23 protein-coding genes are annotated in these 25,546 nt (G+C 55.8%); 10 read left to right on the top strand and 13 right to left on the bottom strand.

Going from position 1 to position 25,546, the window contains the following annotated elements:
- Nucleotides 1-9: 9 nt before the first annotated feature.
- From R8G34_09585 to trpS, 3 genes are all read right to left on the bottom strand, one after another.
- Nucleotides 10-1,110, bottom strand: a complete 1,101-nt coding sequence (locus R8G34_09585) for a class II histone deacetylase (GenBank protein ID MDW3223119.1) — start codon at nucleotides 1,108-1,110, stop codon at nucleotides 10-12.
- Between the two features lie 81 nt (nucleotides 1,111-1,191).
- Complete coding sequence (locus tag R8G34_09580; protein MDW3223118.1) at nucleotides 1,192-1,671, bottom strand: VOC family protein; 480 nt, start codon at nucleotides 1,669-1,671, stop codon at nucleotides 1,192-1,194.
- 110 nt (nucleotides 1,672-1,781) lie between these two features.
- The gene (gene trpS / locus R8G34_09575) at nucleotides 1,782-2,798 is read right to left on the bottom strand and encodes a tryptophan--tRNA ligase (protein ID MDW3223117.1); all 1,017 of its coding nucleotides are present in this window, start codon (nucleotides 2,796-2,798) and stop codon (nucleotides 1,782-1,784) included.
- A 77-nt stretch (nucleotides 2,799-2,875) separates the two neighbouring features.
- Here trpS and R8G34_09570 point away from each other — a divergent pair, with 77 nt between their 5' ends.
- Entirely contained in the window at nucleotides 2,876-3,562 is a 687-nt protein-coding gene (locus tag R8G34_09570) for a rhomboid family intramembrane serine protease (GenBank protein MDW3223116.1), read from the top strand.
- Between the two features lie 4 nt (nucleotides 3,563-3,566).
- On the opposite strand, the gene murJ is transcribed toward R8G34_09570, so the two are convergent.
- Genes murJ through R8G34_09555 form a run of 3 tightly spaced genes read right to left on the bottom strand, consistent with a single transcriptional unit; the run spans nucleotide 3,567 to nucleotide 9,076 of the window.
- On the bottom strand, nucleotides 3,567-5,111 hold the full coding sequence (gene murJ / locus R8G34_09565) for a murein biosynthesis integral membrane protein MurJ (GenBank protein ID MDW3223115.1): 1,545 nt from the start codon (nucleotides 5,109-5,111) through the stop codon (nucleotides 3,567-3,569).
- Nucleotides 5,108-7,885 carry a [protein-PII] uridylyltransferase gene (locus R8G34_09560; protein ID MDW3223114.1) on the bottom strand — a complete coding sequence of 926 codons (2,778 nt, stop codon included), beginning with the start codon at nucleotides 7,883-7,885 and terminating at the stop codon, nucleotides 5,108-5,110. The genes murJ and R8G34_09560 overlap by 4 nt, the downstream gene beginning before the upstream one ends.
- A 9-nt stretch (nucleotides 7,886-7,894) precedes the next feature.
- Nucleotides 7,895-9,076: a penicillin-binding protein activator gene (locus R8G34_09555; GenBank protein ID MDW3223113.1), complete on the bottom strand. Its 1,182-nt coding sequence runs from the start codon at nucleotides 9,074-9,076 to the stop codon at nucleotides 7,895-7,897.
- A gap of 84 nt (nucleotides 9,077-9,160) precedes the next feature.
- Between R8G34_09555 and rsmI the strand changes: the two genes are divergently transcribed.
- The 3 genes from rsmI to gshB all read left to right on the top strand — a co-directional run bounded on the left by rsmI (nucleotide 9,161) and on the right by gshB (nucleotide 11,410).
- Nucleotides 9,161-10,018: a 16S rRNA (cytidine(1402)-2'-O)-methyltransferase gene (gene rsmI / locus R8G34_09550; protein ID MDW3223112.1), complete on the top strand. Its 858-nt coding sequence runs from the start codon at nucleotides 9,161-9,163 to the stop codon at nucleotides 10,016-10,018.
- 4 nt (nucleotides 10,019-10,022) lie between these two features.
- The gene (locus tag R8G34_09545) at nucleotides 10,023-10,403 is read left to right on the top strand and encodes a YraN family protein (GenBank protein ID MDW3223111.1); all 381 of its coding nucleotides are present in this window, start codon (nucleotides 10,023-10,025) and stop codon (nucleotides 10,401-10,403) included.
- Between the two features lie 71 nt (nucleotides 10,404-10,474).
- Complete coding sequence (gene gshB / locus R8G34_09540; GenBank protein ID MDW3223110.1) at nucleotides 10,475-11,410, top strand: glutathione synthase; 936 nt, start codon at nucleotides 10,475-10,477, stop codon at nucleotides 11,408-11,410.
- Here gshB and R8G34_09535 read toward each other — a convergent pair.
- The 4 genes from R8G34_09535 to cobU all read right to left on the bottom strand — a co-directional run bounded on the left by R8G34_09535 (nucleotide 11,407) and on the right by cobU (nucleotide 14,831).
- Nucleotides 11,407-12,921: a YifB family Mg chelatase-like AAA ATPase gene (locus tag R8G34_09535; GenBank protein MDW3223109.1), complete on the bottom strand. Its 1,515-nt coding sequence runs from the start codon at nucleotides 12,919-12,921 to the stop codon at nucleotides 11,407-11,409. The two genes, gshB and R8G34_09535, sit on opposite strands and share 4 nt — an antisense overlap.
- A gap of 70 nt (nucleotides 12,922-12,991) precedes the next feature.
- Nucleotides 12,992-13,672, bottom strand: a complete 681-nt coding sequence (locus R8G34_09530) for a glutathione S-transferase (protein MDW3223108.1) — start codon at nucleotides 13,670-13,672, stop codon at nucleotides 12,992-12,994.
- Between the two features lie 59 nt (nucleotides 13,673-13,731).
- Nucleotides 13,732-14,313, bottom strand: coding sequence for a histidine phosphatase family protein (locus R8G34_09525; GenBank protein ID MDW3223107.1), 582 nt, complete (start codon nucleotides 14,311-14,313; stop codon nucleotides 13,732-13,734).
- Nucleotides 14,310-14,831 carry a bifunctional adenosylcobinamide kinase/adenosylcobinamide-phosphate guanylyltransferase gene (gene cobU, locus R8G34_09520; GenBank protein ID MDW3223106.1) on the bottom strand — a complete coding sequence of 174 codons (522 nt, stop codon included), beginning with the start codon at nucleotides 14,829-14,831 and terminating at the stop codon, nucleotides 14,310-14,312. Before cobU ends, R8G34_09525 begins: the two co-directional genes overlap by 4 nt.
- Nucleotides 14,832-14,927: 96 nt before the next feature.
- Between cobU and R8G34_09515 the strand changes: the two genes are divergently transcribed.
- From R8G34_09515 to R8G34_09490, 6 genes are all read left to right on the top strand, one after another.
- Nucleotides 14,928-15,806, top strand: coding sequence for an RNA polymerase factor sigma-32 (locus tag R8G34_09515; protein MDW3223105.1), 879 nt, complete (start codon nucleotides 14,928-14,930; stop codon nucleotides 15,804-15,806).
- Nucleotides 15,803-16,615, top strand: coding sequence for a ChaN family lipoprotein (locus tag R8G34_09510; protein MDW3223104.1), 813 nt, complete (start codon nucleotides 15,803-15,805; stop codon nucleotides 16,613-16,615). The genes R8G34_09515 and R8G34_09510 overlap by 4 nt, the downstream gene beginning before the upstream one ends.
- Before the next feature lie 71 nt (nucleotides 16,616-16,686).
- Nucleotides 16,687-17,880, top strand: coding sequence for a bifunctional phosphopantothenoylcysteine decarboxylase/phosphopantothenate--cysteine ligase CoaBC (gene coaBC / locus R8G34_09505; protein ID MDW3223103.1), 1,194 nt, complete (start codon nucleotides 16,687-16,689; stop codon nucleotides 17,878-17,880).
- 23 nt (nucleotides 17,881-17,903) lie between these two features.
- Nucleotides 17,904-18,356 (top strand): dUTP diphosphatase, encoded by a 453-nt coding sequence (gene dut, locus R8G34_09500; protein MDW3223102.1) that lies wholly within the window; start codon nucleotides 17,904-17,906, stop codon nucleotides 18,354-18,356.
- Complete coding sequence (gene moeB, locus R8G34_09495; protein MDW3223101.1) at nucleotides 18,356-19,417, top strand: molybdopterin-synthase adenylyltransferase MoeB; 1,062 nt, start codon at nucleotides 18,356-18,358, stop codon at nucleotides 19,415-19,417. Before dut ends, moeB begins: the two co-directional genes overlap by 1 nt.
- Nucleotides 19,418-19,503: 86 nt before the next feature.
- A complete protein-coding gene (locus tag R8G34_09490; protein ID MDW3223100.1) occupies nucleotides 19,504-21,516 on the top strand; it encodes a M3 family metallopeptidase in 2,013 nt (670 codons plus the stop codon).
- On the opposite strand, the gene R8G34_09485 is transcribed toward R8G34_09490, so the two are convergent.
- Genes R8G34_09485 through mrdA form a run of 3 tightly spaced genes read right to left on the bottom strand, consistent with a single transcriptional unit; the run spans nucleotide 21,510 to nucleotide 25,528 of the window.
- Nucleotides 21,510-22,442 (bottom strand): glyoxylate/hydroxypyruvate reductase A, encoded by a 933-nt coding sequence (locus R8G34_09485; protein MDW3223099.1) that lies wholly within the window; start codon nucleotides 22,440-22,442, stop codon nucleotides 21,510-21,512. The genes R8G34_09490 and R8G34_09485 overlap by 7 nt on opposite strands.
- A gap of 6 nt (nucleotides 22,443-22,448) precedes the next feature.
- The gene (rodA, locus tag R8G34_09480) at nucleotides 22,449-23,588 is read right to left on the bottom strand and encodes a rod shape-determining protein RodA (protein ID MDW3223098.1); all 1,140 of its coding nucleotides are present in this window, start codon (nucleotides 23,586-23,588) and stop codon (nucleotides 22,449-22,451) included.
- The gene (gene mrdA, locus R8G34_09475) at nucleotides 23,585-25,528 is read right to left on the bottom strand and encodes a penicillin-binding protein 2 (GenBank protein MDW3223097.1); all 1,944 of its coding nucleotides are present in this window, start codon (nucleotides 25,526-25,528) and stop codon (nucleotides 23,585-23,587) included. Before mrdA ends, rodA begins: the two co-directional genes overlap by 4 nt.
- Nucleotides 25,529-25,546: the final 18 nt, after the last annotated feature.

Raw genomic sequence — 25,546 nt, 5'->3', positions numbered from 1 at the left:
ATCCAGTCGTCAAAGTTGTTGGGCAAGGTGGTCGATTTCGTCTCTAAGAAACTTATCAAACCGGGGACCTGGCTGTCGAATTTCGAGGGCTGGGCCGAGAGGGTCGGGGGCTGTAACAGCGCTGCCGGAAAGCGCTTCTAACGTCGCGTGGCCACAAAACGGTACGTAGACTTCGGAATAACCCCCTTCATGCACAAGCACGAGGCGTCCGTCACATATGTTTTCAGCAGCTTTCTTAACCCGCAGGGTCATTTGCCGGAAGGTTTCCGCCGTGGCCAGCATGCGCGCCAGTGGATCAATCGCGCTGGCGTCAAAGCCGCAAGCGACAATGATGATGTCGGGATTGAACTTTTCGATCTGCGGCAAAACAATTGTGTCCATCGCGTGCAAATAGGCAGTGTGTCCGGCCCCCGCGTGCAGGGGCAGGTTTACGTTATACCCAACGCCTGCGCCCTTTCCCCGGTCCGTAATGGCACCTGTATCAAGTGGGTAATTCCCCTCTTGATGCAGCGAAATGGTCAGAACGTCATCGCGATCATAGTATATAGCCTCGGTGCCATTGCCATGATGCACGTCCCAGTCCAGCACGACCACGCGCCCCGCCAGCCCTTTGGATTGGGCCGCTTCGATGGCGATTGCGATATTGGCCAGAAGGCAGAAGCCATTTGGAAAATCGGGTAGGCAATGGTGACCGGGCGGACGCGACAGCGCGTAAGCGTTTTCCAATTCTCCGGTCATCACGGCATCCACGGCGGCTACAGCAAGCCCGGCTGAGAGCGCCGCGATTTCATAGCCGCCTGTTGCGAAGGGGGTGCGACGACCCAACTCTCCACCGCCCGCGTCTGAAAGACGTTTGAATTCCGTAAGATAGGATTGAGGATGCACCCGCAGCAGATCCTCGTCGCGCGCCATTGGGGCTGAACGCATGTCCAGATCGTTGGAAATACCTGTAACATCCATGAGGTTCTTCAACCGGCGTTTCGTTTCCGGATTTTCAGGCAAACCGCCAGCGGCGAGGGGTTGAACATGGCCACCAATTGGAAGGGTATAAGAATAATTGCCACCAGCATGCCAAAAGCACTTTTCGTCCCAGAAAAATCCAGTCGCCATGTTTGTTCTCACCCTGATCTGTTCGATCAGAAATTGCCGTAGTACAGCCCGATTGTCCATGCAGGGCGTAGGTGTGATTGCTCAATCAGCTTCCGCCAGCAAAGCGGTCACATCCAGGCGATCATTGACCATGGCCAAATCGCCGTTGGCTTGGCGCGGCCAGTCTTTGGGTGCGCGGTCCCAATATAGTTCGACGCCGTTGCCATCTGGGTCACGCAAATAGACCGCCTCGCTGACGCCGTGATCTGCTGCCCCGTCCAGCTCAATGCCCGCGTTGCCAACACGCTTTAGTACGCGCGCCAGCGATGCGCGATCTGCATAGAGAAAAGCGGCATGATAAAGTCCGGTGTGACCGTCCGGCGGCGGCGTGCCATCTTTGCTGTGCCACGTATTCAAACCAATGTGATGGTGATAGCCGCCAGCCCCCAAGAAGGCTGCAGAGTCCCCGAAGCGTTGCGTCAGATCAAACCCGAGAACATCGCTGTAAAATGCGATCGCGCGATCAAGGTCTGCGACCTTGAGGTGCACATGGCCAACGCTGGCATGAGGAGTTTGAGACATTTTCGCGGCTTTCCGTTTTCTGGGATGGCATGAAAATAACCACAAGACTGTGCATCTGCTATATGCGCGGATGCACAGGCTCTGGGCGGTCCCGCACGGCGCGGATTGCTTTAGCGGATCATGCCCATGATCTCATAAGTGCGTTCCAGAATCGGCACCGTAATTTCACGGGCCTGAGTGGCGCCATGCGCAAGTATCTTATCAATCTCGGTGGGATCAGACATCAGGCGCGCCATTTCCCCCGATATGGGCGAGAGTTTCGCCACCGCCAGTTCTGCCAACTGCGGTTTGAACGCGCCAAATTGCTGACCACCGACGTCGCTCAGGACTTCATCAATCGATTGCTCGCTTAACGCCGCATAAATATTGACGAGATTCTGCGCCTCTGGCCGATTGGTAAGGCCTGCGGCCTCGGAAGGTAACGCATCAGGATCGGTCTTGGCCTTGCGAATTTTTTTCGCGATGGTGTCTGCATCGTCCGTCATATTGATGCGAGACGCATCAGAGGGGTCAGATTTAGACATCTTTTTTGACCCATCGCGCAGGGACATAACCCGCGTCGCAGCGCCCTCAATTACGGGCTCTGTGATCGGGAAAAAATCCACACCGTAGTCATGATTGAATTTGGCTGCGATATCCCGCGTGAGTTCAAGATGCTGCTTTTGATCTTCTCCTACGGGTACATGCGTTGCGTGATAGACCAAGATGTCTGCTGCCATAAGAGCCGGATATCCAAAAAGCCCCAAGGAGACATTCTGGGCGTTCTTGCCCGCCTTGTCCTTGAATTGCGTCATCCGCTGCATCCAGCCCATGCGGGCGACACAAGAAAATACCCAACCCAGTTGCGCGTGTTCGGGCACCTGGCTTTGGTTGATCAGAATGGACTTTTCCGGGCTGATACCGCTCGCAATGAACCCGGCTGCCAATTCACGTGTATTGCGCCGCAGGTCGGCAGGGTCTTGCCAAACGGTGATCGCATGCAGATCGACCATGCAGTAGACAGTTTGGATACCTTCTTCCTGCATCTGCACAAAACGCTTAATTGCGCCGAGGTAGTTACCCAATGTTAACCCGCCCGAGGGTTGAATGCCGGAAAAGACGCGCGGCGTAAAATCTGTATTGGTCATTGCGAGCTCCGTTCAGGCTGGAAAAGCGGGTTGCGCTGGCTTACCCATGGTCCCGAGCATCGTCAAGGAATGACCCTATGCAGGATCACAAAGAAGCGTCACCCGTAAATCCACTGCCTCCCGTGGTGATTATCCTCTTTCTGGCGATGATCTTGCCCGAGGTGCTTTTCAGCCTCGGCGCGAGAGGGGTGATTGGTGGTGCGGAGGCCGTCGGCTGGCGTCTTGCGGCCGTGCAAGCCTATGGGTTTTCGGGCGATATTTTTGACTGGATGGTGGCCAACTCACGCTGGATGCCGGAACATCTACTGCGCTTTGTGACGTATTCGTTTGTGCACATCAGCTTTACGTCCACGCTGTTTGCTGCCGTTTTCCTGCTGGCTTTGGGTAAACTGGTTGGCGAGGTTTTAGGTCAACTTGCAGTGTTGGTTCTATTCTTTGGCGGCGCGATCTCCGGGGCCTTGATCTATGGGCTATTGCTGAATGATCCCAATTGGCTCGTGGGCGGATTTCCGGCGGTTTATGGGCTCATTGGTGGGTATTCCTTTGTGATGTGGCAAAGCCTCGGCGCGCGCGGTGAACAACAGCTTCGCGCTTTCAGCCTCATCGCAGTGCTTATGGGGCTGCAATTGATATGGGGAGTGTTTTTCGACGTCGGCAACGGCTGGGTCGCTGATCTCGTGGGTTTTGTTTTTGGGTTTGGCGCGTCAGCGGCGTTGGTGCCCGGGGGCATCGCACGGGTGATTGCGTCGCTGCGCCGCGACTGAAAATCTAGCGCGCGCGCCCCAAAGCCTGACGGATTTCTGATACTTTGATCGCGCCGATCATATGGGCGGCCCCAAAATAGCTTACGACACCGATGGAAATGAGCACACCCAAGGCCAAAGCGCGCCACCACGGCAGACCCAAAAACGGGCTGAGCGCGACCGTGCCCCACCAAAGTGCCACGCCCATCACTGCCGAAGCAAAAACCATCCGCCAGATGCGTCCGTGAAAGCGTCGATCAAAGCGCGCGACGTCCCCAAAACGCCGGATGCCAATGCCGAGCGACGCCACCATGACCCAGGCTGCCAATGTCGTCGCAATGGCGGGTGCAATCCACCCGATCACCGGTGCGAGACCAATGGCGAGCCCTGCATTCACAACCATTGAAATCAAAGCGTAATGGAACGGACGCCGCGTGTCCTCGCGAGCAAAGAAGACCGGTTGGAGGACTTTTTGCAAAACGAAAGCAGGCAACCCAAGCCCGTAGATCGCCACGGCAACCGCAATGGCGGCGGTGTCATCTACCGTTGCCGCGCCCCGTTCAAAAAGCACTGAGACAAGCGGGAAAGGGATGACAATCAACGCGACGGCGGCGGGTATTGTAAGAGCGAGCGAAATTTCTGCGGCGCGGCTCAAGGCAAATTTCGCGCCCTCATCGTCACGCGCCTGAAGACGGCGAGACAGGTCCGGGAGCAAAACGATGCCTACGGCGATGCCAACCACACCCAACGGCAATTGGTACAACCTGTCCGCCGCAAAAAGCCACCCCACGGCCTTGTCAAAGTAGCTCGCCACCTGTTGGCCGACGAGCAAATTGACCTGTACAACACCGCCCGCCAAAGCCGCAGGGATCGCCACGCGAATGAGGCGGCGCATGTCGGGCGTCAAGCGCGGGCGTTTGAGTTGCAACGTGAACCCGGCGCGTCGTGCCGCGACCCAAAGCAGCGCAAATTGCACGACACCAGCAATCGGAATGCCCCAAATCAATGCGCGCGCGACGTCGCCGCCCATCCATGCAGCACCGGCCATCGCAGCGACCAAAAGAATGTTGAGCAGAACGGGGGCCGCAGCGGCTGCCGCAAACCGTCCCGCTGCGTTCAGCATACCCGACAGAAGCGCGGCCAGTGAGATAAACAGGATGTAGGGGAACGCTATGCGGCCAAATTCGACAGATAGATCGAACTGTTCCTGCCCCGCAAATCCGGAAGCCAATCCGTAAATCAACCATGGCATTGCGGCCATTGCCACCAGCGTCAACAAGATCAGGATCGAGGCTAATCCTGCAAAGGCATCAGAGGCGAAGTTATCCGGGTCATCACCCCCCTCAAGGCGTTTTGAGAACATTGGCACAAAGGCCATGTTGAATGCGCCCTCTGCGAAAAACCGTCGGAACATATTGGGCAGGCGGAAGGCAACGACATAGGCTTGATAAAGCGGTCCGGTTCCAAGGTAGGCCAGGATCATCGCGTCACGTACAAAGCCCAGAATGCGGCTCATCAGAGTCCAGCCGCCAACGGTGAAAAAACCGGACATCAGTCGGATGGGCCTCACTCTTTGGCCCTTTCGACACCATCGGTAATGGCCTGACGCAATTTCTTTTCAAGCGTGCGTTGTTTGGTTTCAGAGTAGTATTTCAACCCGAACATGTCTTTGACATAGAAGGTATCGACCACTTGTTCACCATATGTCGCGATCACCGCATTGGCGATGTACACATTGGCTGCTGCCAGTGCGCGCGCAAGATCATAGAGCAAGCCCGGACGATCGCGCGTGTCGACTTCGATGATAGTATAGATTTCGGACCCTTCATTGTCGAAGGTGATATGCGTTGGGACCTTGAAGGCCCGCTCGCGTTTTTTCACTTTGTCACGGGATTTCAGTGCGTCACGTGCCACGACTTCACCGCGCAGCGTTTTTTCGATCATCTGACGCAGTCGTGGCAGACGCGCGGCGTCATAGGGGTTTCCATCGCTGTCCTGTATCCAATAGGCATCCGTGACCATGCCATCTTTGGTCGTGTAGCTTCGGGCATCGACGACATTCGCCCCCACAAGCGCCAAAGCACCTGATAACCTGGCAAAAATACCCGGATGATCCACCATCACAAAACAGGCGCGCGTGGCATCGCGTTCTTCGTCCGGGTGCAGGTCAATCAGGATGTCTTCATCCGTCACATCCCGCAGCATTTTGGCGAAGGTAACATGGGCGGTCAGATGCAGTGCCTGCCAATAGGGTGCGTAATGACGGCCCGTTTCGGCTTGCAGATCCTTGCGGGGCCATCCGCTGAGCGCCTCGCGCAGCGCGCGTTTCGCTTCTGTGCCGCGGTTTTCGCGATTGAGATCCTCAAGACCGGTTTCCAGCGCGCGTTTGGTCTGACGATAAAGTGCCCGGATCAGAACGGCTTTCCAGTTATTCCACGTGGTGGGTCCAACGCCCCGAATGTCGCAAACCGTCAGCACACACAGTAGGTCCAGCCGTTTCACGGTCTGCACGGCCTTGGCGAAATCACGCACCGTTCGGGGGTCGGCGATATCACGTTTCTGCGCCATATCCGACATCAGCAGATGGTAGCGCACCAGCCATTCGACCGTATCGGTGTCGGCTTGGCTCAGCCCCAGGCGCGGGGCGATTTTGCGCGCCATGTGAGCCCCAAGGATTGAATGGTCTTCGGGACGGCCCTTGCCAATATCGTGGAGCAAAAGGGCGGTATAAAGGACTTTGCGATCCACGCCGCGCTTCAGAATGGAGGAGGCAACCGGCAGATCCTCCTCAAGCTCACCGCGCTCAATTTGGCTGAGGTTCTTGATGCACTGAATGATGTGTTCATCAACCGTGTAGCTATGATACATGTTGAATTGCATCATTGCGACGATGGGTTCAAATTCCGGCAAGAAGGCAGATAGCACGCCGAGCTCATTCATCCGCCTCAGAGCGCGTTCCGGATTGCCGTGTTTCAGTAGCAGATCAAAGAAAATGCGTCTCGCCTCAGGGTTGGTCCGCACTTCTTCGTCGATCAGATTCAGGTTGGCTTTGATAAGGCGCATCGCGTCTGGATGGATCAGCATGCCGGTTCTGAGGGCCTCCTCGAAAAGGCGGAGCAAGTTCAGTTTGTCGGACAGAAAAACTGCGTCGTCCTCAATCCCAATCCTGTTGTTAACAACGACGTAGCCGTCTTTAACCTTGCGGCGACGTCTGAAAATTCGGTCGAGTATTGGTTCGGCCTTTACGTGATCAGCTTCCAGCTTTGTGAGAAAGATCCGCGTCAGGTCACCCACTTCGGTTGCATGCAGAAAATACGCCTGCATGAAAACCTCAACCGCACGTCGGCCTTTGGTATCCTTATAACCCATGGCCTCCGCAACCATGACCTGCATATCAAATGTCAACTGTTCCGATGCGCGGTTGTTGATCAGATGAAGGTGCCCCCGAACCGCCCACAAGAAATCTTCGGCTGCGACAAAACCGCGGAATTCCTCACTTGTGAAGACACCCAGTCCCACCAGATCCGCGGCATCCTTTACGTTGTGAATGTATTTCGCGATCCAAAAAAGCGATTGCAGATCGCGCAAACCGCCTTTGCCCTCCTTGACGTTTGGTTCGACAACATAGCGTTGTCCGTATTTCCTGTGGCGGGATTCACGCTCGCCGAGTTTCGCCTCGACAAACTGTCGACCCGAACCTGCAAATAAATCTGTGCGCAAGCGTTGTGTAAGCTTTTGGGCCAGGGCGACATCACCGACCAGGAAACGTTGTTCGAGCAGGCTTGTTCGGATTGTAAAATCCTCTGACCCGAGGCGCAGGCACTCCTTGACGGTTCGGCTGGCGTGGCCAACCTTCAGCTTGAGGTCCCACAGGATGTAGAGCATGGATTCAATCACGCTCTCCGCCCAGGCGGTAATCTTGTAGGGCGTCAGAAAGAGTAGGTCGACATCTGAAAACGGTGCCATCTCACCCCGCCCATAGCCGCCCACTGCGATGACAGCGAGATGTTCGCTGGCTGTTGGATTGGGTTTCGGGTGCAAAATGTTTTGCGCGACATGCAGGGCTGATATCACCAGTTTGTCGGTCAAGTAGGTATATGCCCGTGTCATGGGACGGGCATCAAACGGGCGTTCGGCGAAAGCCTGAGCAATCTGCGCGCGCCCCTCCTTTTGACGGGCGCGCAGAAGTTTCACAACAGCGCCGCGGATGTCACTATGCGCAGTCAGCCCGGCGGTTGCGTCGGTCAGGTCCTCGGCAAATCCGGTGGAATCAAAAATCAGCGAGGGCGCGCATACGAGCGCCTCTGCCAGAGGTGCATCGACCTGCGCTGCGGAAAACGACATGTGTGTTCCTCAGAAGCCCACGCCGCGGAAAGACTGCGGGGCAGGGCTCAGGATTGACACCTGTGCCTCGTTGATCGTCGCCACAGCTAGACCGCGTTGATTTGAACCATCCGGCAGCAGCCTGAAGATACCGCTGGCCCCGCGAAATCCAGCGCCCTGTGTCAAGGCGGCACCGCTCAGGGCGTTTGACTGGCCTTGGCTGACCAGGGCACCGATGGCTGCGATACCGTCAAAGGCAAGCCCACCGATGGGATGCGGTACGCTCCCGTAGGCGTTCTGATACTGTGAACTGAAAGTCGCGGAAGCAGAAGGGTCAGGAATAGCGAACCATCCACCCTGTACGCCTGGTAAGCTGAGCGTTTGGGCGGGAATATCCCAACGTGTCAGTCCCATGAATTGTGATGTCTCCGACGTCACACCGGCCTCGGGCAAGAGCTGCGACAACAGGGGCAGCGCGCTTGCGGTGTCTGTTGTCATAAAGACGGCGTCAGCTGCGTTGCTTTGGACCGCAGTCTTAATCGCAGGAATGGCCGCGATTACATCCTGCTGAGACAAGGCATAACTGACGGACCCGACAACCGAGGCCCCTTGCGTTTGGATTGATCTGTTAATGGCGTCACGCCCCGCGATGCCAGCAGAATCCTGCCCATGCACAAGCACAAAACGCTGTTTTCCTTGTGACAACGCGTAACTGATCATCCGATCAGACGTGTTCTGGAAGGTTGGCCCCAATACGAAAACGTTCCCCCCTGCGATCGCGGCGTTGTTGGAAAATGACAGCACGCTGATGTTCTGGCTTGCCACAGCATTGCCGACGGCATTGGCCGAGGCCGCGTAGACCGGGCCAAGGATAATCTTTGCGCCCTCGTCGACGGCTTGTTTCGCACGGGCCGCTGCCCTATTCGCATCGCCCCCGGTTTGGTACACGCGCAGGTCGATACTGGCACCGTTCAAGTCACGCATCGCCAGGCGCGCAGCATTTTCAAGGCTCTGAGCCAAAAGTTCGTCAGTGGTCAGACCTGATCCGCCGGGGACAAGGAGCGCAACTGGGACAGCTTCGCTGGTGTCGATGCTGGGCCCGCCTCCAAAACCGCCGCCGGGCACCGCATCACAGGCCGCAAGTGTCAGCGCAATTATCGGCAGCGCTAGCATATGCAATACCTTGCGGGCAGATGGGAAAACAGCAAACATAGGTGAACACTCCAGTCATCAAGGTCCATGCGCACTGTGGCGCGGTTGGTGTGATCATAAACGTCACGAAAGGCGGGTCCAGCGTTGAATTTCCAAAAGGTGCCCTTGGGCGCGGGTCTTTACTTCGTAGGTGTGCCAATTGGAACAGCGCGTGACATTACACTGCGCGCTTTGGATATTCTGGCCTCAGCTGATATTCTGGCGGCTGAAGACACGCGCAGTCTGCGCCGTTTGATGGACATTCATGGTGTACCACTGGCCGGGCGCCGGCTTGTCGCGCTGCATGATCACTCCGGCGCTGGAGTGATCAATCGACTGCTGGAGGCAGTCGCGGCGGGCAAATCGGTGGCTTATGCATCGGAGGCGGGTATGCCTCTCATTGCCGATCCCGGGTTTGAGCTCAGCCGCGCGGCAGCTGAGGCGGGATGTCTTGTGACTTGTGCACCGGGCCCTTCTGCTATTCTGACAGCGCTCGTTCTGGCCGGGCTACCCACGGATGCATTTCACTTCGCGGGGTTTTTACCAAACGCCAAAGCGGCCCGCCGGTCTGGTCTGGAAGATCTACGGGAAGTGCCCGGGACCTTAGTATTCTATGAATCCCCCAAACGATTGGGCGCAATGCTATCGGATGCCGAGGCCATTCTGGGTGCGGAGCGCAAGGCAGCTGTTTGTCGGGAACTCACCAAAAAATTTGAAGAAGTCAGACGCGGAAGCCTGGCGGATTTGGCGCGAGAATACGATCAGAAATCGGTCAAGGGCGAGGTCGTGGTGCTGATTGATCGCAATCGTTCAGAGTCTGTTAGTCAAGATCATCTAAAAACTGACCTTGTTCGGGCGATGGAGGCCACAACGATGCGCGATGCGGTCGATATGGTATCCAAGGCCCACAATTTGCCTCGCCGCCAAGTCTATCAATTGGCGCTGGAGCTTGCCAAAGGGTAAGATCATGGCCGTAAAAGACCAGCGCGCATTGCGAGGGCAACGATCCTTTCATGCTGGAAATGCAGCGGAAGATGGCGTGGCGCGCCATTATCAGAACTGCGGATGTTCCGTTGTCGAGAGCCGTTGGCGTGGTTCGGGTGGTGAAATCGATTTGATTCTGAGCGATGGGGTTGCCTTGGTCTTTGTGGAGGTAAAACACGCTGCAAATATTGCGCGTGCAGCCGGGCGCATCAGCCCCCGTCAGATGCAACGAATTTATGCCACCGCCGAAGAATATCTTGGATTGCAACCACGAGGCGCTTTAACCGAAGCGCGCTTTGATGTTGCGCTGGTGGACGGGCAGGGTGTCGTCCACATTATCGAGAATGCATTCGGCGAAGCTTAGGTCTGGCGCGCCACGTCATTGCACCTTTGTCATCCTTGCGCCATTTAAGGGCAAGCAAAGCAGGAGTGGCCATGAAGATCGCCTTTCAGATGGACCCGATTGGGAACATTGACATCAATGCAGACAGTTCGTTCCGACTCGCCGAAGAGGCGCAGGCGCGTGGTCATGACCTGTTCTTCTATTCGCCTGATCATCTGGCGTATCAGGAAGGGCGCATTACTGCGCGCGGCCATGACCTGCGTGTGCAGCGTGTTCAGGGGGATCATGCACAGCTTGGGCACGCGCGTGAAGTTGATCTGGCGGATTTCGATGTGGTCTGGCTGCGCCAAGACCCGCCGTTTGACATGCATTACATCACCTCCACGCATCTTTTGGATCGTCTTGCGCCGGGCACTTTGGTGGTCAATGATCCGTTTTGGGTGCGAAATTACCCTGAAAAACTGCTGGTGCTGGATTTTCCGGATCTTACACCACCCACAAGCATTGCGCGTGATCTGACCACGATCAAAGCATTCAAAGAGAAGCATGGGGATATCATTCTGAAGCCGCTTTACGGCAATGGTGGTGCCGGGGTGTTCCGCCTGGATGTGAATGATCGCAATCTCAGTTCGCTCCACGAATTGTTTGTCAGTTTCTCGCGTGAACCTCTGATTGTGCAGAAGTTTCTGCCGGATGTGTCAAAGGGCGACAAGCGGGTGATCTTGGTGGATGGTGAACCTGTGGGCGCGATCAACCGAGTGCCCGCTGCTGGTGAGACGCGATCCAACATGCACGTTGGCGGGCGGCCGGAAAAAATTGGCCTGTCTGAGCGTGACTTGGAAATTTGCGCCGCGATCGGGCCTTTGTTGAAAGAGAAAGGCCAGATTTTTGTGGGCATTGACGTTATCGGTGAGTATCTGACCGAAATTAACGTTACATCGCCTACTGGCATTCAGGAACTGGAGCGGTTTGACGGGGTAAACATTGCTGCGAAGATTTGGGAGGCCATTGAAGCGCGGCGCGCCTAGGCGTCTACAGGGGTAACAAGCCTGAAGCTGATGGCTTCTGCGATGTGAGGGCGATGGACTGCTTCGGAACCGTCAAGATCGGCGATCGTGCGGGCCACGCGCATGACCCGGTGATATCCGCGTGCAGAGAGGTTGAACTTTTCCGCAGCGCGTAACAGCAAATCGCGACCTTCGGCGTCTGGCAATGCAATCTCTTCCAAAGCCTCGCCTTCGGCATCGGCATTTGTGCGCATTTCTGCCCGCTCGGCAAACCGGTTCTGTTGTACCGCCCTTGCCGTTTCAACCCGTGCGGCCACCGTTATGGACTTTTCACCGTTAGCTGGCAGATCAAGATCGCGGTAGGCAACAGGTGGTACGTCCACGCGTAGATCAAAACGGTCCATCAACGGGCCAGAGATTCGACCGAGGTAATCCGCACCGCATTGAGGCACGCGGGCGCAGGCGCGTTCTGGGTCAGAAAGATAGCCGCATTTGCAGGGGTTGGCTGCGGCTACCAACATAAAACGGCAGGGGTAACGGACATGCGCATTGGCGCGTGACACCATCACTTCGGCTGTTTCCAAAGGTTGGCGCAGTGTTTCAAGCACATTGCGTTGATATTCAGGGAATTCGTCCATGAACAGCACGCCATTGTGCGCCAATGAAACTTCACCTGGTTTGGCCATGCGTCCGCCACCGATGATAGCCGCCATGGAGGAGGTGTGATGAGGATCGCGAAACGGGCGATCTCGCGTAATGCCGCCTTCGTCCAATTCGCCAGCGACCGAATGGATCATCGAAGTTTCCAAAGCCTCGATTGCGGTCATCGGGGGCAGGATACCGGGTAAACGCTGTGCCAGCATGGACTTGCCGGACCCGGGCGTACCGACAAAAATCAGGTGGTGACGGCCTGCAGCGGCGATTTCAAGCGCGCGTTTGGCGCGTTCCTGTCCTTTGACTTCGCTGAGATCTTTGGCGAGTGGTGAGGCTGGAATTTCGCCGGGGTGCGCGGATGGAATCGGCACTTGGCCACTAAAGTGACGCACGACATCGCCCAGTGTTTTTGCAGCAATAACATTGGCATCGCTCACCCACGCGGCCTCCTTGCCGCAAGGCTCAGGGCAAAAAAGATCTAACCCTTCGGAGGCGGCCGTCATCGCCGCCGGTAAGGCACCGGTCACGGGCACAATTTTGCCATCCAGCGACAGTTCTCCCAGGGCGATCACTGTTTGTGTGATATCGCGGGGAATAATTTCCAATGCTGCCAGAAGCGAGAGGGCAATTGGCAGGTCAAAGTGGCTGCCTTCTTTGGGTAAATCAGCGGGGCTGAGATTGATCGTTACTTTTTTGGAAGGAAACGCAATTGCCATGCACGCGAGTGCCGCGCGCACCCGTTCCTTGGCTTCAGATACAGCTTTGTCGGGAAGACCAACGATGCTGAAGCCCGGCAATCCGGGAGACAGTGAACATTGCACCTCAACGAGACAAGCTTCGACACCACGGAACGCAACGGAATGTGCCAATGAAATCAATGTTCGCCCTCTCACCAATTGTGGTTAATCGGTACTTGAGGGGTCTTTATGAAGGGTTAATGTCGCGGCATTATGCAGGCCACGCACCGCGCGCGTCGGCAACCGGATAAGGAAACGGATCATAGGTCTTTTTGAGACCCTCAGATCGCCACGCCTTGAAGGTTGGGTCTTGTATTGTAGCGTGGCAATAGGCGCGTGTGGTTTTCGAAACAGGTAAGTCATAACCGATTATTCGTGCAGCCACTGGGGCGTAAAAGACATCTGCCAAGGAATAGTTGCCCAACAACCAAACGCTGTCGCCTCCCGTTAGATCGCGGGCACTGTCCCAAATCTGTTCGAGCCGCTCAAGATCGGCACGCACTTCTTGTGTGGGTTCAAAACCAGCATCTACATGTTGCAATTGCATGGGACAGGCAGCACGAAGCGCCATGAATCCAGAGGCCATTTCTGCGCAGAGCCATCTTGCACGCATGCGCAAACGCGCGTCTTTTGGCCAGAGCCCGACGTCGGGATGACGCTCGGCCAGCGTTTCCGCCATGGCAAGCGACTCGCCGATGATGTCTCCATCGGGTGTTTTCAGCGCGGGTACGAGACGCGCAGGGGCGAGCGGGGCGAGTTCCTCTGCCATGGTGCCATTGTAGAGCCCAACCATATTGGCCCTGTAAGGCAGGCCGAATTTTTCCAACATCAGCCAGCCGCGCAAAGACCAGCTGGAGAAGGTACGATCGCCGATATAAAGGTCATAAGTCATGTGGTTAGGCTAACTGGCGCGACGCTTCGGCATCAAACAATGAATTGTGGTGTTCTATATCACGGACAATGATTGATCAGTTCCACGGTCGCCTTATCATCCATCCATGTGATGCGCGTGGCGGAAAGGTTGTCTATTTTGTGGGATAGCGCTTCATAAGCGCTTACGCCCAAACCACGCTGAACCTGCGTCAGGATCACACCGATGTGCGCAACGGCAATGACATGATTGCCAGGGTGGGTTTCGTTGATTTTGTCGACAAAATTATTCACGCGGGCTGCTGCTGCATTCCAACTCTCTCCCTCCGGCGGCGATACATCTCCCGGTTTTTCCCAATAGGCGCGGCTTAGATCGGGGTCACGTTCGGCGACCTCGGTGAAATGCATGCCATCCCAAACACCGAAATTAAACTCTCGGATTTCAGGTGTGTTCGGCAATCGCGTATGCGCGGGCCCTTGTACGACATCACCAGTTGCAGATGCGCGGATCAAGTCGGACGTGACTACCAGACCAGTCTGCGGCAAATGCGCCCGGAGGCGCGCAATTTGATCTATATCGGATAAATCTGCGGGTACATCGCGCCAACCGACGAAGTTTTTTTCATGTGTGGGACCATGGCGGACCCAGTGCCAAGTGGTCATGATAGGGTCCCTTTCAATATCATGGGTAGGCCTGCGGTGACCATCACCGTCACGTCGCTCTGTGCGGCCAAAGCAATGTTTAACCGACCTTGCGCTTCGCGAAAATGCCGGGCGAGCGCGTTATCCGGCACAATTCCGTGACCGACTTCGTTTGAGACGATAACAACAGGCGCCTTGGACAGGGACAGCGCGCTCAACAGGTCATTCTGGGCCGCACTTATGTCCCGTTCGTCCAACATTTGATTGCTCAACCACATTGTGGCGCAGTCAATTAATACAGCTTGGTCAGGTTCAAGGCGCGACAAGGTTGGTGCCAAGTCTAAATCTGCCTCAAAATTAGTCCAACGGTCACATCTGCGCGATTTGTGGACCTCCACACGCAGTTTTATTTCGTCGTCAAATACGCGTGATGTCGCAAGGTAAGCAGGCGTTAAGCAATTGCTTAACAAATAGTTTTCAGCCCAAACGGATTTACCAGAAGCCGCCCCACCTAGCACCAAAGTCAGTTTTGGCAACATTTTATCAACCTTTGAAGTGAACCAAACGCGTGTATGATGCGTAACTATATCAATGTACACGGCAAGGTGTGCTTCATCTGACTGGGAGATGTCGCTATGGCTTTGGATACTGCACGAGATATGACGTTGTCGCGTAAGGCGATGAAAGCGGAACTATTGGACGCGGAGACAGAATTGCGTCTCGCTTATGCGTGGCGTGATGAACGCTGCGAAAAGTCGCTGCACCGTCTGATTACAGCTTACATGAGGCTGGCTATTTCAATGGCTTCCAAGTTTAAACGATATGGCGCCCCTATGAACGATCTGATCCAGGAAGCGGGTCTTGGACTGATGAAGGCCGCGGACAAATTCGACCCAGATCGCGGAGTTCGCTTTTCGACATACGCGGTTTGGTGGATCAAAGCATCGATCCAAGACCATGTCATGCGTAACTGGTCGATGGTTCGTACTGGATCGACTTCATCGCAAAAATCGCTGTTTTTCAACATGCGCCGTGTTCAGGCGAGGCTTGAAAGAGAAAGTGCGGCAGCGGGCGAGACACTGGATCGCCATCAATTGCGTCAAATGATTTCAACTGAAATCGGTGTGCCATTGCATGACGTCGAAATGATGGAAGGGCGGCTTTCTGGCTCCGACTACTCTCTCAATGCAACCCAATCGACAGAAGATGAGGGGCGTGAGTGGATCGATGCGCTGGAAGACGACAGCGAGCAGGCAGCCGAGGCGGTCGAACATCGCCACGACACAGAGCAGTTGCGCGCGTGGCTACTTCAGGCGATGAACGATCTCAATGATCGCGAGCGCTTTATCGTAAGAGAACGAAAGTTGCGCGACCAGCCCCGCACCCTTGAAAGCCTGGGACAGGAATTGTCTCTCAGTAAGGAGCGGGTGCGCCAGCTTGAGGCCGCAGCTTTCGGCAAGATGCGGAAGTCTTTGGAAAACCAATCGCGTGAAGTGCACCATTTCCTGATGTGATCCAGCGTCAGTTGTCAGCAACACTATTGTTTGGAGTGGTCACTTTGGCCGCTCCCTTTTCGTTTGCCAATGGCCTGCCATCAGAGGCTGGTTCGGCGCAAATTGTCTTCCTTGGCGAACAACATGACAACCTTGCTCATCACACCGTGCAGGCAGAATGGGCCGTTGCTTTGGCGCCTTCGGCCTTGGTTTTTGAAATGTTGACACCTGATCAGGCTGCGGCTGTCACGCCATTAAATCGCCTGTCCGAACAGGAATTGTCGACTGCGCTGAACTGGGAGGACGCCGGCTGGCCTGATTTTGCCATGTACTATCCTATTTTCGCCGCTGCGCCCACCGCGCAGATTTTCGGGGCCGGAGTGCCGCGCGCCCAGGTGCGCCAGTTGATGGAAAAGCCTTTGGAAGAAGCGTTTGACGTACAGGATGCGCAGCGGTTCGGCTTGGATCAGCCGCTGTCGGATGCTCAGCAAGCAGCCCGCGAAAATTTGCAACGCCTGGCCCATTGTGATGCTTTGCCTGCGGATCTGCTGCCGATGATGGTTTCGGTGCAGCGACTCCGCGATGCCGTGTTGGCGCGAACCGCGCTGGAAGCTTTGGATGAAACCGGCGGTCCGGTCCTGGTGATTACAGGAAACGGCCATGCGCGGGCAGATTGGGGCGCGCCGTTTCTCGTCGCCAAGGCGGCTCCTGAGATCACCGTTTTCGCATTGGGGCAGGGTGAAGCTGGAAATGAGCCTGATGGTGTTTTCAATGTTACGCTGGACGGTCCAACTGTGGACCGTGGTGATCCCTGTGATGCTTTCAGATGATTTGAGGGGCTGGCAGTCACACAGCACTCGGCTTATGGTTGGGTCGGAGTATTCCCCTTCAAAGGCGCATCATGCTGACTGGAAAACATATTTTGCTGATCATCGGTGGTGGTATTGCCGCGTTCAAGTCACTTGATCTGATCCGTCGTCTGCGCGAGCGAGGAGCTTCGGTCACACCGGTTTTGACGAAGGCGGGCGAAGAATTTGTGACGCCGTTATCGGTGTCTGCTTTGGCTGGAGCCAAGGTTTACCGGGATTTATTCGACCTCACAGATGAAGCAGAAATGGGTCATATTCAGCTCAGCCGCGTGGCTGATTTGGTCGTGGTCGCGCCCGCCACGGCCGACCTGATGGCAAAAATGGCGGGTGGTTTTGCAAATGATCTTGCCAGTACATTGCTATTGGCGACGGACACGCCTGTCTTGATCGCGCCGGCAATGAACGTGCGCATGTGGGAACATGCCGCGACGCGGCGCAACCTTACGAAACTCGAAAAAGACGGGGTCTTTCTGATTGGGCCAAATGAAGGAGACATGGCCTGTGGTGAATTTGGACCGGGGCGCATGGCCGAGCCGCTGGAAATCGTCGCCGCGATTGAGTCACGCCTGGTGAATGGGCCACTGAATGGAAAACGTATTCTGGTCACGTCCGGGCCTACCCATGAACCAATCGATCCGGTCCGATACATCGCCAACAGATCCTCTGGCGCACAGGGTACAGCCATTGCGCGCGCCCTTGCGGCACAGGGCGCGCATGTGGTGTTTGTGAGCGGTCCTGCCGATGTTCCACCGCCGCAAGACGTGGAGGTCATCAATGTGCAAACTGCACAGGAGATGCTGAAGGCCGTAGAGGCGAGCTTGCCAGTTGACGCAGGCGTGTTCGCAGCGGCGGTGGCCGATTGGCGTGTGACCGGGGCGGTTGATCACAAACTGAAAAAGTCCAAAGAAGGGGTGCCGCACCTGGAATTCACCGAAAACCCGGATATCTTGCAACAGGTGGCACAGGCAGAAACCAACCGTCCGCAACTGGTGATTGGTTTTGCAGCGGAAACGCACGATGTCATCAGGAACGCAACTGCCAAAAGGGACCGTAAAGGGTGCGATTGGATTGTTGCTAATGATGTGTCCGTATCAAGCGGCGTTATGGGGGGCAGCGAGAACACTGTGACTGTGATCGATGACAATGGTTCGGAGAACTGGCCCAAAATGACCAAGGCAGAGGTCGCCGAAAGATTGGCGGACCGCATCGTACAATCCTTAACTTGAAACGCAGGCCAAGGGGCAACAGATTGGTTCAGATCAAACTGACATGGGCACAGAATGCCGATCAAACGGTAGACTTGCCCCTTTATCAGACGTCGGGCGCTGCGGGCGCGGATGTCCGGGCAAATCTACCCTGCGGTGCCTTGACGATTGCGCCCGGGGAGCGCGCATTGATCCCGACAGGTCTGAAGATGGAGATCCCTTTGGGGTATGAAATGCAAGTGCGCCCGCGTTCTGGATTGGCACTCAAACACGGGCTCATGCTGGTGAACAGCCCCGGCACAATTGACAGCGATTACCGTGGCCCCGTGGGAGTCATTGTCATAAATGCGGGGCGAGACGCATTCGAAGTGACGCATGGCATGCGGATTGCTCAGCTGGTTCTCGCGCCCGTGCTGCAGGCAGATTTCGCGTATGCCGAGCGCCTGAGCGAAACAGACCGTGGCGCCGCCGGGTTTGGCTCGACCGGGAAAACCTGATGCTGTTGGTTGTCATCTTGGCGGCAGCTGTCTGGGGGTTGGGCGGTTTCATGGGAGTTCCCCGCGCAACACGCGCAACGGCGATTGGCGTGTTCTATGTCGGTGTATTGATCATCCAGTTCACCTTGCCTGCTGGAACTCCTTTGCGATTGGCGACAGGTGAAAGTCCCGCGCCTTGGCTACTACTTGGTGGATTTGCTGCCCTCATTTTCTCTTATCGGCGCGGCTTGTTGGCTTTGCGCAGGCGTGCTGCGCGCAAAGAAGAAGCAGAGACGCAGGAAACCCCTAGATCGGGTTTCAGCGATGCCGAACTCAACCGATACGCCCGACATATCGTGCTGCGTGAAATTGGCGGACCGGGACAAAAAAAACTTAAAGAAGCAAGGGTTCTGATCATTGGTGCGGGAGGCTTGGGCGCGCCAGCCTTACAATATCTCGCGGCCGCAGGCGTTGGTCAGATCGGTGTTATTGACGATGATGTCGTCGAGAATGCCAATCTCGCCCGTCAGGTCATTCACAAAGACCAAGCGATCGGCATGCCCAAGGTTTTCTCGGCGCAATCTGAAATGCTCGCGCAAAACCCTTATGTGGATGTGCGCCCCTATCATCGCCGGTTGAGCGAGGATATCGCAGATGATTTGTTTTCAGAATATGATCTGGTCTTGGATGGGACAGATAATTTCGAAACGCGCTATCTGGTCAATAAAGTCGCAACAGCGCAAAGCATGCCTCTGATTTCCGGCGCTCTGAGCCAATGGGAAGGGCAGCTGAGCGTCTTTGATCCTGAATCCGGTGCGCCCTGTTACCGGTGCATTTTCCCACAAGCGCCTGCTCCTGAACTTGCACCGTCCTGCGCAGAAGCTGGGGTCTTGAGCCCGCTTCCGGGTGTGATCGGGGCGATGATGGCCGCTGAAGCGATCAAGATCATCACAGGTGCGGGTCAAGTCTTGCGCGGCCAAATGGTCATATACGACGCGCTTTATGGGGAGAGCCGTACAATTTCCATTGCGCGTCGACCCGATTGCGCGACATGTGGTCAGGCGCGCGCGGAAGCCAGTTGATCGGGATAAAAATGCTATTTGTCGTGCCACCGGCGGTTGTGCATCCCCCGGTGCAAACCTAGCTTGTCATGCAAAGGAGAGCCGCTATGACCAACCCGTTGCTGCAAGATTGGAAAACCCCATTTGAGATCGCGCCGTTTGATCTGATCAGCGACGGCGATTTCGCGCCGGCCATGGAGGATGCGCTTAAACAACATCGCGATCAGATTGACGCGATTGCCACCTCAAAAGAGCCTGCAAGTTTTGCCAATACGATCGAAGCATTGGAAGCAGCCGGGAAAGCGTTGGACAAGGTCCTTAGCGTGTTTTTTACAGTCGCCGGAGCAGATAGCAATCCAGCCCGCGAGGATTTGCAGCGCCAATTTTCACCTGAGTTGGCGGCGCATTTTTCGGAGATTTCCGGGAATAAGGCGCTTTTCGCCCGAGTGGCAGAAGTATGGGACCAAAAAGACCAATGGAATCTGTCCTCCGAGCAAGAGCGTGTGCTGATGCTGACACATCGCGGGTTCGTGCGCGCTGGTGCTGCGCTTGATGGTGCGCCAGAGCAGCGGATGAAAGAGATCAAAGCGCGTCTCGCCGTGTTGGGTACGGATTTTACCCAAAATCTGCTGGCGGACGAGCGTGATTGGTTCATGCCGTTGGAGGAGGACGATTTGCAGGGATTGCCAGACTTTGTGGTGAACGCTGCAAGAAACGCGGGCGAAGAAAAAACGGCAGGCGGGCCTGTCGTGACCCTGTCGCGTTCCTTGATTGTTCCGTTCTTGCAATTCTCCTCCCGTCGCGACCTGCGTGAAAAAGCGTTTAAAGCATGGGCAGCAAGAGGCGCCAATGGTGGAAAGACGGACAACCGCGCGATTGCAGCCGAGACGCTGGCTCTGCGCGAAGAGCGTGCCCATCTCTTGGGTTATGACAGTTTCGCAGAGTACAAGCTTGAAACCGAAATGGCCAAGACGCCTGGAGCCGTGCGTGATCTCTTGATGGCCGTGTGGGAGCCTGCGAAAAACCAAGCCAATTCTGATGCTGAGGTTCTGACCAAGATGATGCAGGCAGATGGCGTAAATGGCCCGTTGGAACCGTGGGATTGGCGGTACTATTCCGAAAAACGCAGGGTAGCGGAACATGACTTGGATGAAGCAGCGCTTAAGCCTTACTTCCAGCTCGACCGGATGATTGAGGCGTCCTTTGCCTGTGCCACCCGGCTTTTCGGGCTGGCTTTCAAACCGCTGGATGTACCGCTGTACCATCCGGATTGCCGGGCATGGGAAGTGACCCGAAACGGCGAACATGTGGCCGTTTTTATCGGGGATTACTTTGCGCGCGGCTCAAAACGTTCCGGGGCTTGGTGTTCGGCCATGCGCTCGCAGGCGAAATTCCCCGAAAAACAATCGCCTGTCGTCATCAATGTGTGCAATTTCGCCAAAGGCGATCCGGCGCTTTTGTCTTATGACGATGCGCGAACGTTGTTTCACGAGTTTGGTCACGCCCTGCACCAGATGTTGTCAAACGTCACCTATGAAAGCATCTCCGGGACGTCGGTTGCGCGCGATTTTGTGGAACTGCCAAGTCAGCTTTATGAACATTGGCTGGAAGTACCTGAGGTGCTGTCCGAATTTGCGACACATGCGGAAACCGGGGCCGCAATGCCGCAGGATATGCTGGAAAGAGTACTGGCGGCGGCCACTTATGATATGGGGTTCCAGACAGTAGAATATGTGGCTTCCGCGTTGGTCGATCTGTCCTTTCATGACGGGCCAGTGGCCAAAGACCCTATGGCACGCCAGGAAGAGGTATTAAAAGACGTGGGAATGCCGTCGGCCATCACCATGCGCCATGCCACCCCGCAGTTTGCACATGTCTTTGCCGGGGACGGGTATTCCAGTGGGTATTACAGTTACATGTGGTCAGAAGTCATGGACGCGGATGCGTTTGAAGCCTTCGAAGAGGCAAACGGTGCGTTTGATCCAGAACGAGCAGCGGCGCTGGAAGAACACATCCTGTCCACGGGCGGCAGTCGAGATGCGGCTGAGCTTTATACTGCTTTCAGGGGGCGGTTGCCGGGCGTCGAGGCGCTGTTGAAGGGGCGCGGACTGGCTCAATAGCCGCTTTTGCGATCCACGAGGTGTAAGAATTCTTCGCCAGCCTCTCCCCGCCGTACGTTTTCGGCAATAACCTGTGACGCCGTGTGTTCGCGGGTTTCTGCGGCAATATGCGGCGTGACAGTTACCCTTGGATCGGACCAGAATGGGTGATCCTGCGGCAAGGGTTCGACGCGAAATACATCCAGAGTGGCCTGTGCCACCTGTCCGTTATCAAGTGCTTCCAGGAGAGCTTGATCATCAATCAGAGGACCGCGGCCGGGGTTGATGACAAAAGCTCCCTTGGGGAGTAGGGCGAGGCTCTCGGTGTTGAGGGTGTTTGCTGTCTCCTTGGTATCCGGCAGCAGCAAGACCAGTATCTCGGCATTGGCCAGCGCATCTTTCAATCCGTCGTCCCCATAATACATCGTCACGCCAGCAACTATTTTCTCGCGTCTGCTCCAGCCGCTGACTTTGAAATGAAGCGCGTTAAGAACCTTGGCAACGGCTGTGCCCAGTGCGCCCATGCCCAGAATGCAGACAGAGCGCTCTGAAGCCAACGGTGGTGTATGAGGCTGCCATTTTTGATCCGGGTTCACAATGTGCCGGTCCATGCCGAGGTGATATCGCATGACGTGCCCGGCGACCCATTCGCACATGGACTTTGTCATCCCTGGATCCACCATCCGAGCGAGCGGGATACTAAGGGTTGCGTTATTTGTGACGGCCTCGACACCTGCCCAGAGGTTCAATACGGCCTTGGCGCGGGTGAATGGCGTGAAATCCTGCAGCGGAGAATTGGGCGCGTAGACGATGTAGTCCACATCTTTCGAGGGGATGTCAGTCGCAAGATGAACATCCAGCGCAAGGGCGGCAAAGGCCTGTTCCAAAGCGGGTTTGTATATATCCCACCGTTCAGAGTGAGCAGCAAACAAGACTTTGATGGACATTGAAGACTACCTCGGTCGATGCACGTGAGCGCTTTGCATGAGCCCAAAAGCCAGCATCAAGACGAGCATTGCGGACCCACCATAGCTGACCAGCGGCAGCGGAACACCGACAACCGGTGCCATCCCCATGACCATCGACATATTTACTGCAAAGAATAAAAAGAAATTCAATGCGATGCCGAGAGTCAGGAGCGAGGAAAAGCGATCCTTGTTCATCAGAGCTGACCAGATGCAAAAGATAATGATGAGCGCATAAAGCCCAAGGAGCCAGACACCGCCAAGAAAGCCGAACTCTTCGGCCAGAGTCGTAAAGATAAAATCGGTGTGTTTTTCGGGCAGAAAGTTCAATCGGCTTTGCGTGCCTTGCATGAATCCGCGTCCTGTCCAGCCACCGGATCCAAGTGCGATTTTAGACTGAGTGATGTGATAGCCCGCACCGAGGGGGTCGGTACTGGGGTCGAGAAAGGTATCAATCCGCCGGAACTGATAGTCTTTTATGAGTTGCCATGGCGTCCCGCGAGATTGGAAAACGGTCGTGATCAATCCTATTGCGCTGGCGACGACCGCAGCGAAATAAGCCCAGTGAACCCCAGCCAGAAACATCAGACCGCCACCGGCAGCGAGCAAAAGAATTGATGTTCCAAGGTCAGGTTGGCGCAACACCAGAAATGTGGGGATCAGAATAATCAATACTGGCAACAGCACCCAAAACGGATGTGAGGTACGTTTTGCTGGTAACCAGTCGTAGTAGGCGGCCAGAAACATCACCAGTGTGATTTTCATCAACTCGGATGGTTGCAGGCGCATGAACCCCAGATCAATCCAGCGCTGCGCGCCCATGCCGACCGTTCCAAACAGTTCTACGGCCACCAACAATGCCAGCGTGCCCAAATACGCGAGGCCGGACAGCGAGCGCCAGAACCAGATGGGTACCATCGCGACGCATATCATCAGAGTAAAGCCCATGGCAAAACGCTTCATCTGCGGTTCGGCCCAAGGGGTGAATGATCCGCCTGCCACGGAATAAAGCATCAAGAAGCCGGCCCCGGAAACAGACGCGAGCAGCAAGGCGACGGGCCAGTTCAGATAGAATATCTTGCGCAAACCCGAAGGTGCGGATTTTACGGCATATTCAAGATAGCTCATGCCTGATCCCGCCCTGAAAACGCCGCCTGTGGTTGCATGGCCCGCAGTTTTTCCTGTTGTAACTCGATTTTTTCGCGATCTTTTGCGGGATAGGCTTCTAGCGGAGGCGCACCGCCAGCCATCGCCTGAAGAGTAATGTCACGCGCAATCGGCGCGGCGGCTTTCGACCCACCACCACCATGCTCCACAACGACGGCAACGGCGTATTTAGGATTTTCAACAGGTGCGAAATTAACAAACAGTGCATGATCTCTCCGCTCCCACGGCAGATCCTCGTTTCTGATGACCCCGGCGCGGCGTTCAGCGGCCGTAATGTTGCGCACCTGGCTGGTTCCGGTTTTGCCGGCCATGCGCATGGTATCATCGATGATGCGCGAACCATACGCAGTGCCCCGACGATCATTGACCACCGCGTTCATGGCGCGCCGCATTTTGCGCAAGTTGTTCTCGTTCATACCCATGCTCTCGCCACCCCGTTGGGGGGTTTCAACGCCATCAATGGATTTGATCAGCCTTGGTTCAACAGCGCGACCCGTCGCAAGCCGTGCTGTCATGATCGCCAGTTGCATAGGAGACGCCAGCATAAATCCTTGCCCAATTGAGACATTGACCGTGTCGCCGACACGCCAGTTTTGCCCGTAAGTCGAAGATTTCCAGTCCATCGTCGGTGCGAGGCCCTGAGCAACGGCGGACATCGGCACATCGTGTTTGACGCCCAAACCAAACCGCTTGGCCATGGCGGAGATTTTCTCAATGCCAATCTTGACCGCCAGATCATAATAATAGACGTCGCAGGACCGTTTCAACGAGGTCTGTAAATCAACCCAGCCATGCCCCGCACGCTTCCAACAATGGAAGCGCCGCCCCGATACTGTCAGATGACCGGGGCAATAGACAGTCTCATCGGGGCCAATCATGCCGGCTTCAAGGGCGGCCATGGCTGTCATCATCTTGAAAGTTGAGCCCGGTGGGTAGAGGCCCTGTACGGTTTTACTTGCCAGGGGCCGATATTTATTACCTGTCAGTGCGTTGTAATCCTTAACAGAAATACCGCGCACAAAGAGATTTGGATCGTAGGTCGGCGCAGAAGAGCACGCAACGACGTCGCCATTGTCGCAATCAATGACAACCGCGCTGGCGCTTTCCTCGCTCAACCGCGCCTGAACATATCCCTGTAAAGTGGCATCAATGGTGAGTTGTAAGTCTGACCCGGGAGTCCCCTCGACCCGGTCCAATTCGCGCATCACCCGACCTGCTGCGTTTACCTCAACGCGCTTTGCGCCTGCCTTGCCGCGCAACATAGGTTCCAGTTTTGTTTCAACCCCGACCTTGCCAATCTGAAAGCGAGGAATGCGTAAAACAGGTTCCGGATCATCGATTTTTTCCAGGTCATAGTCTGATACTGGTCCGACATATCCCAAGACATGAGCAAAATCAGATCCTTGCGGATAAATTCTGCTGAGCCCGACTTCTGGCGTTACACCGGGCAGAGCCGGCGCGTTGACGGAAACACGGCTAATATCGTCCCAGCTGACATCCTCGGCGATCGTCACCGGCAAAAAGGATGGGGACCGTTTCAACTCCAGTTTGGTCCGCTCAAGGGTTTCCGCATCCAAGGCGACTATCGTTGACAGGCGGTCCAGAACAGCGTCCGTGTCGCCCGCATCCTCGCGCACAATCACGATACGATACGACGGTGCGTTTTGCGCCAGACGGATGCCATTTCGATCAAAAACTTCGCCACGCGAGGGTGGGATCAGCCGCACGTTGATCCGGTTTTCTTCTGCCAGAAGGCGAAACTGATCCGCCTGGTCGACCTGCAAAAACCGCATTCGGGCGGCAAGGCCCCCGATAAACAGCAACTGTGCCCCACCCAACAACGCAGCCCGCCGCGAAATAAGGCGGTGACTAAAGTCTGTTTCAGCGCGCGTTTTCTTCATCTTTCAACCTTCTGAAGC

Source organism: Paracoccaceae bacterium, assembly GCA_033344815.1.
Classification (GTDB): Bacteria; Pseudomonadota; Alphaproteobacteria; order Rhodobacterales; family Rhodobacteraceae; genus Roseobacter.
The sequence above is the reverse complement of the archived record's forward strand: the minus strand, read 5'-3'. Positions and strand labels throughout refer to the sequence as shown.

Bases quoted from the DNA above. Each gene is read 5' to 3' on its own strand.
- R8G34_09560 (MDW3223114.1), bottom strand. From the start codon at position 7,885: ATGTCGTTTTCCGCAGCGCAGGTCGATGCACCTCTGGCAGAGGCGCTC.
- R8G34_09570 (MDW3223116.1), top strand. From the start codon at position 2,876: ATGCAGGATCACAAAGAAGCGTCACCCGTAAATCCACTGCCTCCCGTG.
- R8G34_09585 (MDW3223119.1), bottom strand. From the start codon at position 1,110: ATGGCGACTGGATTTTTCTGGGACGAAAAGTGCTTTTGGCATGCTGGT.
- trpS (MDW3223117.1), bottom strand. From the start codon at position 2,798: ATGACCAATACAGATTTTACGCCGCGCGTCTTTTCCGGCATTCAACCC.
- moeB (MDW3223101.1), top strand. From the start codon at position 18,356: ATGCTGTTGGTTGTCATCTTGGCGGCAGCTGTCTGGGGGTTGGGCGGT.
- gshB (MDW3223110.1), top strand. From the start codon at position 10,475: ATGAAGATCGCCTTTCAGATGGACCCGATTGGGAACATTGACATCAAT.
- R8G34_09490 (MDW3223100.1), top strand. From the start codon at position 19,504: ATGACCAACCCGTTGCTGCAAGATTGGAAAACCCCATTTGAGATCGCG.
- cobU (MDW3223106.1), bottom strand. From the start codon at position 14,831: ATGTTGCCAAAACTGACTTTGGTGCTAGGTGGGGCGGCTTCTGGTAAA.
- R8G34_09515 (MDW3223105.1), top strand. From the start codon at position 14,928: ATGGCTTTGGATACTGCACGAGATATGACGTTGTCGCGTAAGGCGATG.
- R8G34_09530 (MDW3223108.1), bottom strand. From the start codon at position 13,672: ATGACTTATGACCTTTATATCGGCGATCGTACCTTCTCCAGCTGGTCT.
- rodA (MDW3223098.1), bottom strand. From the start codon at position 23,588: ATGAGCTATCTTGAATATGCCGTAAAATCCGCACCTTCGGGTTTGCGC.
- R8G34_09485 (MDW3223099.1), bottom strand. From the start codon at position 22,442: ATGTCCATCAAAGTCTTGTTTGCTGCTCACTCTGAACGGTGGGATATA.
- mrdA (MDW3223097.1), bottom strand. From the start codon at position 25,528: ATGAAGAAAACGCGCGCTGAAACAGACTTTAGTCACCGCCTTATTTCG.
- R8G34_09580 (MDW3223118.1), bottom strand. From the start codon at position 1,671: ATGTCTCAAACTCCTCATGCCAGCGTTGGCCATGTGCACCTCAAGGTC.
- R8G34_09525 (MDW3223107.1), bottom strand. From the start codon at position 14,313: ATGACCACTTGGCACTGGGTCCGCCATGGTCCCACACATGAAAAAAAC.
- R8G34_09555 (MDW3223113.1), bottom strand. From the start codon at position 9,076: ATGTTTGCTGTTTTCCCATCTGCCCGCAAGGTATTGCATATGCTAGCG.
- R8G34_09545 (MDW3223111.1), top strand. From the start codon at position 10,023: ATGGCCGTAAAAGACCAGCGCGCATTGCGAGGGCAACGATCCTTTCAT.
- coaBC (MDW3223103.1), top strand. From the start codon at position 16,687: ATGCTGACTGGAAAACATATTTTGCTGATCATCGGTGGTGGTATTGCC.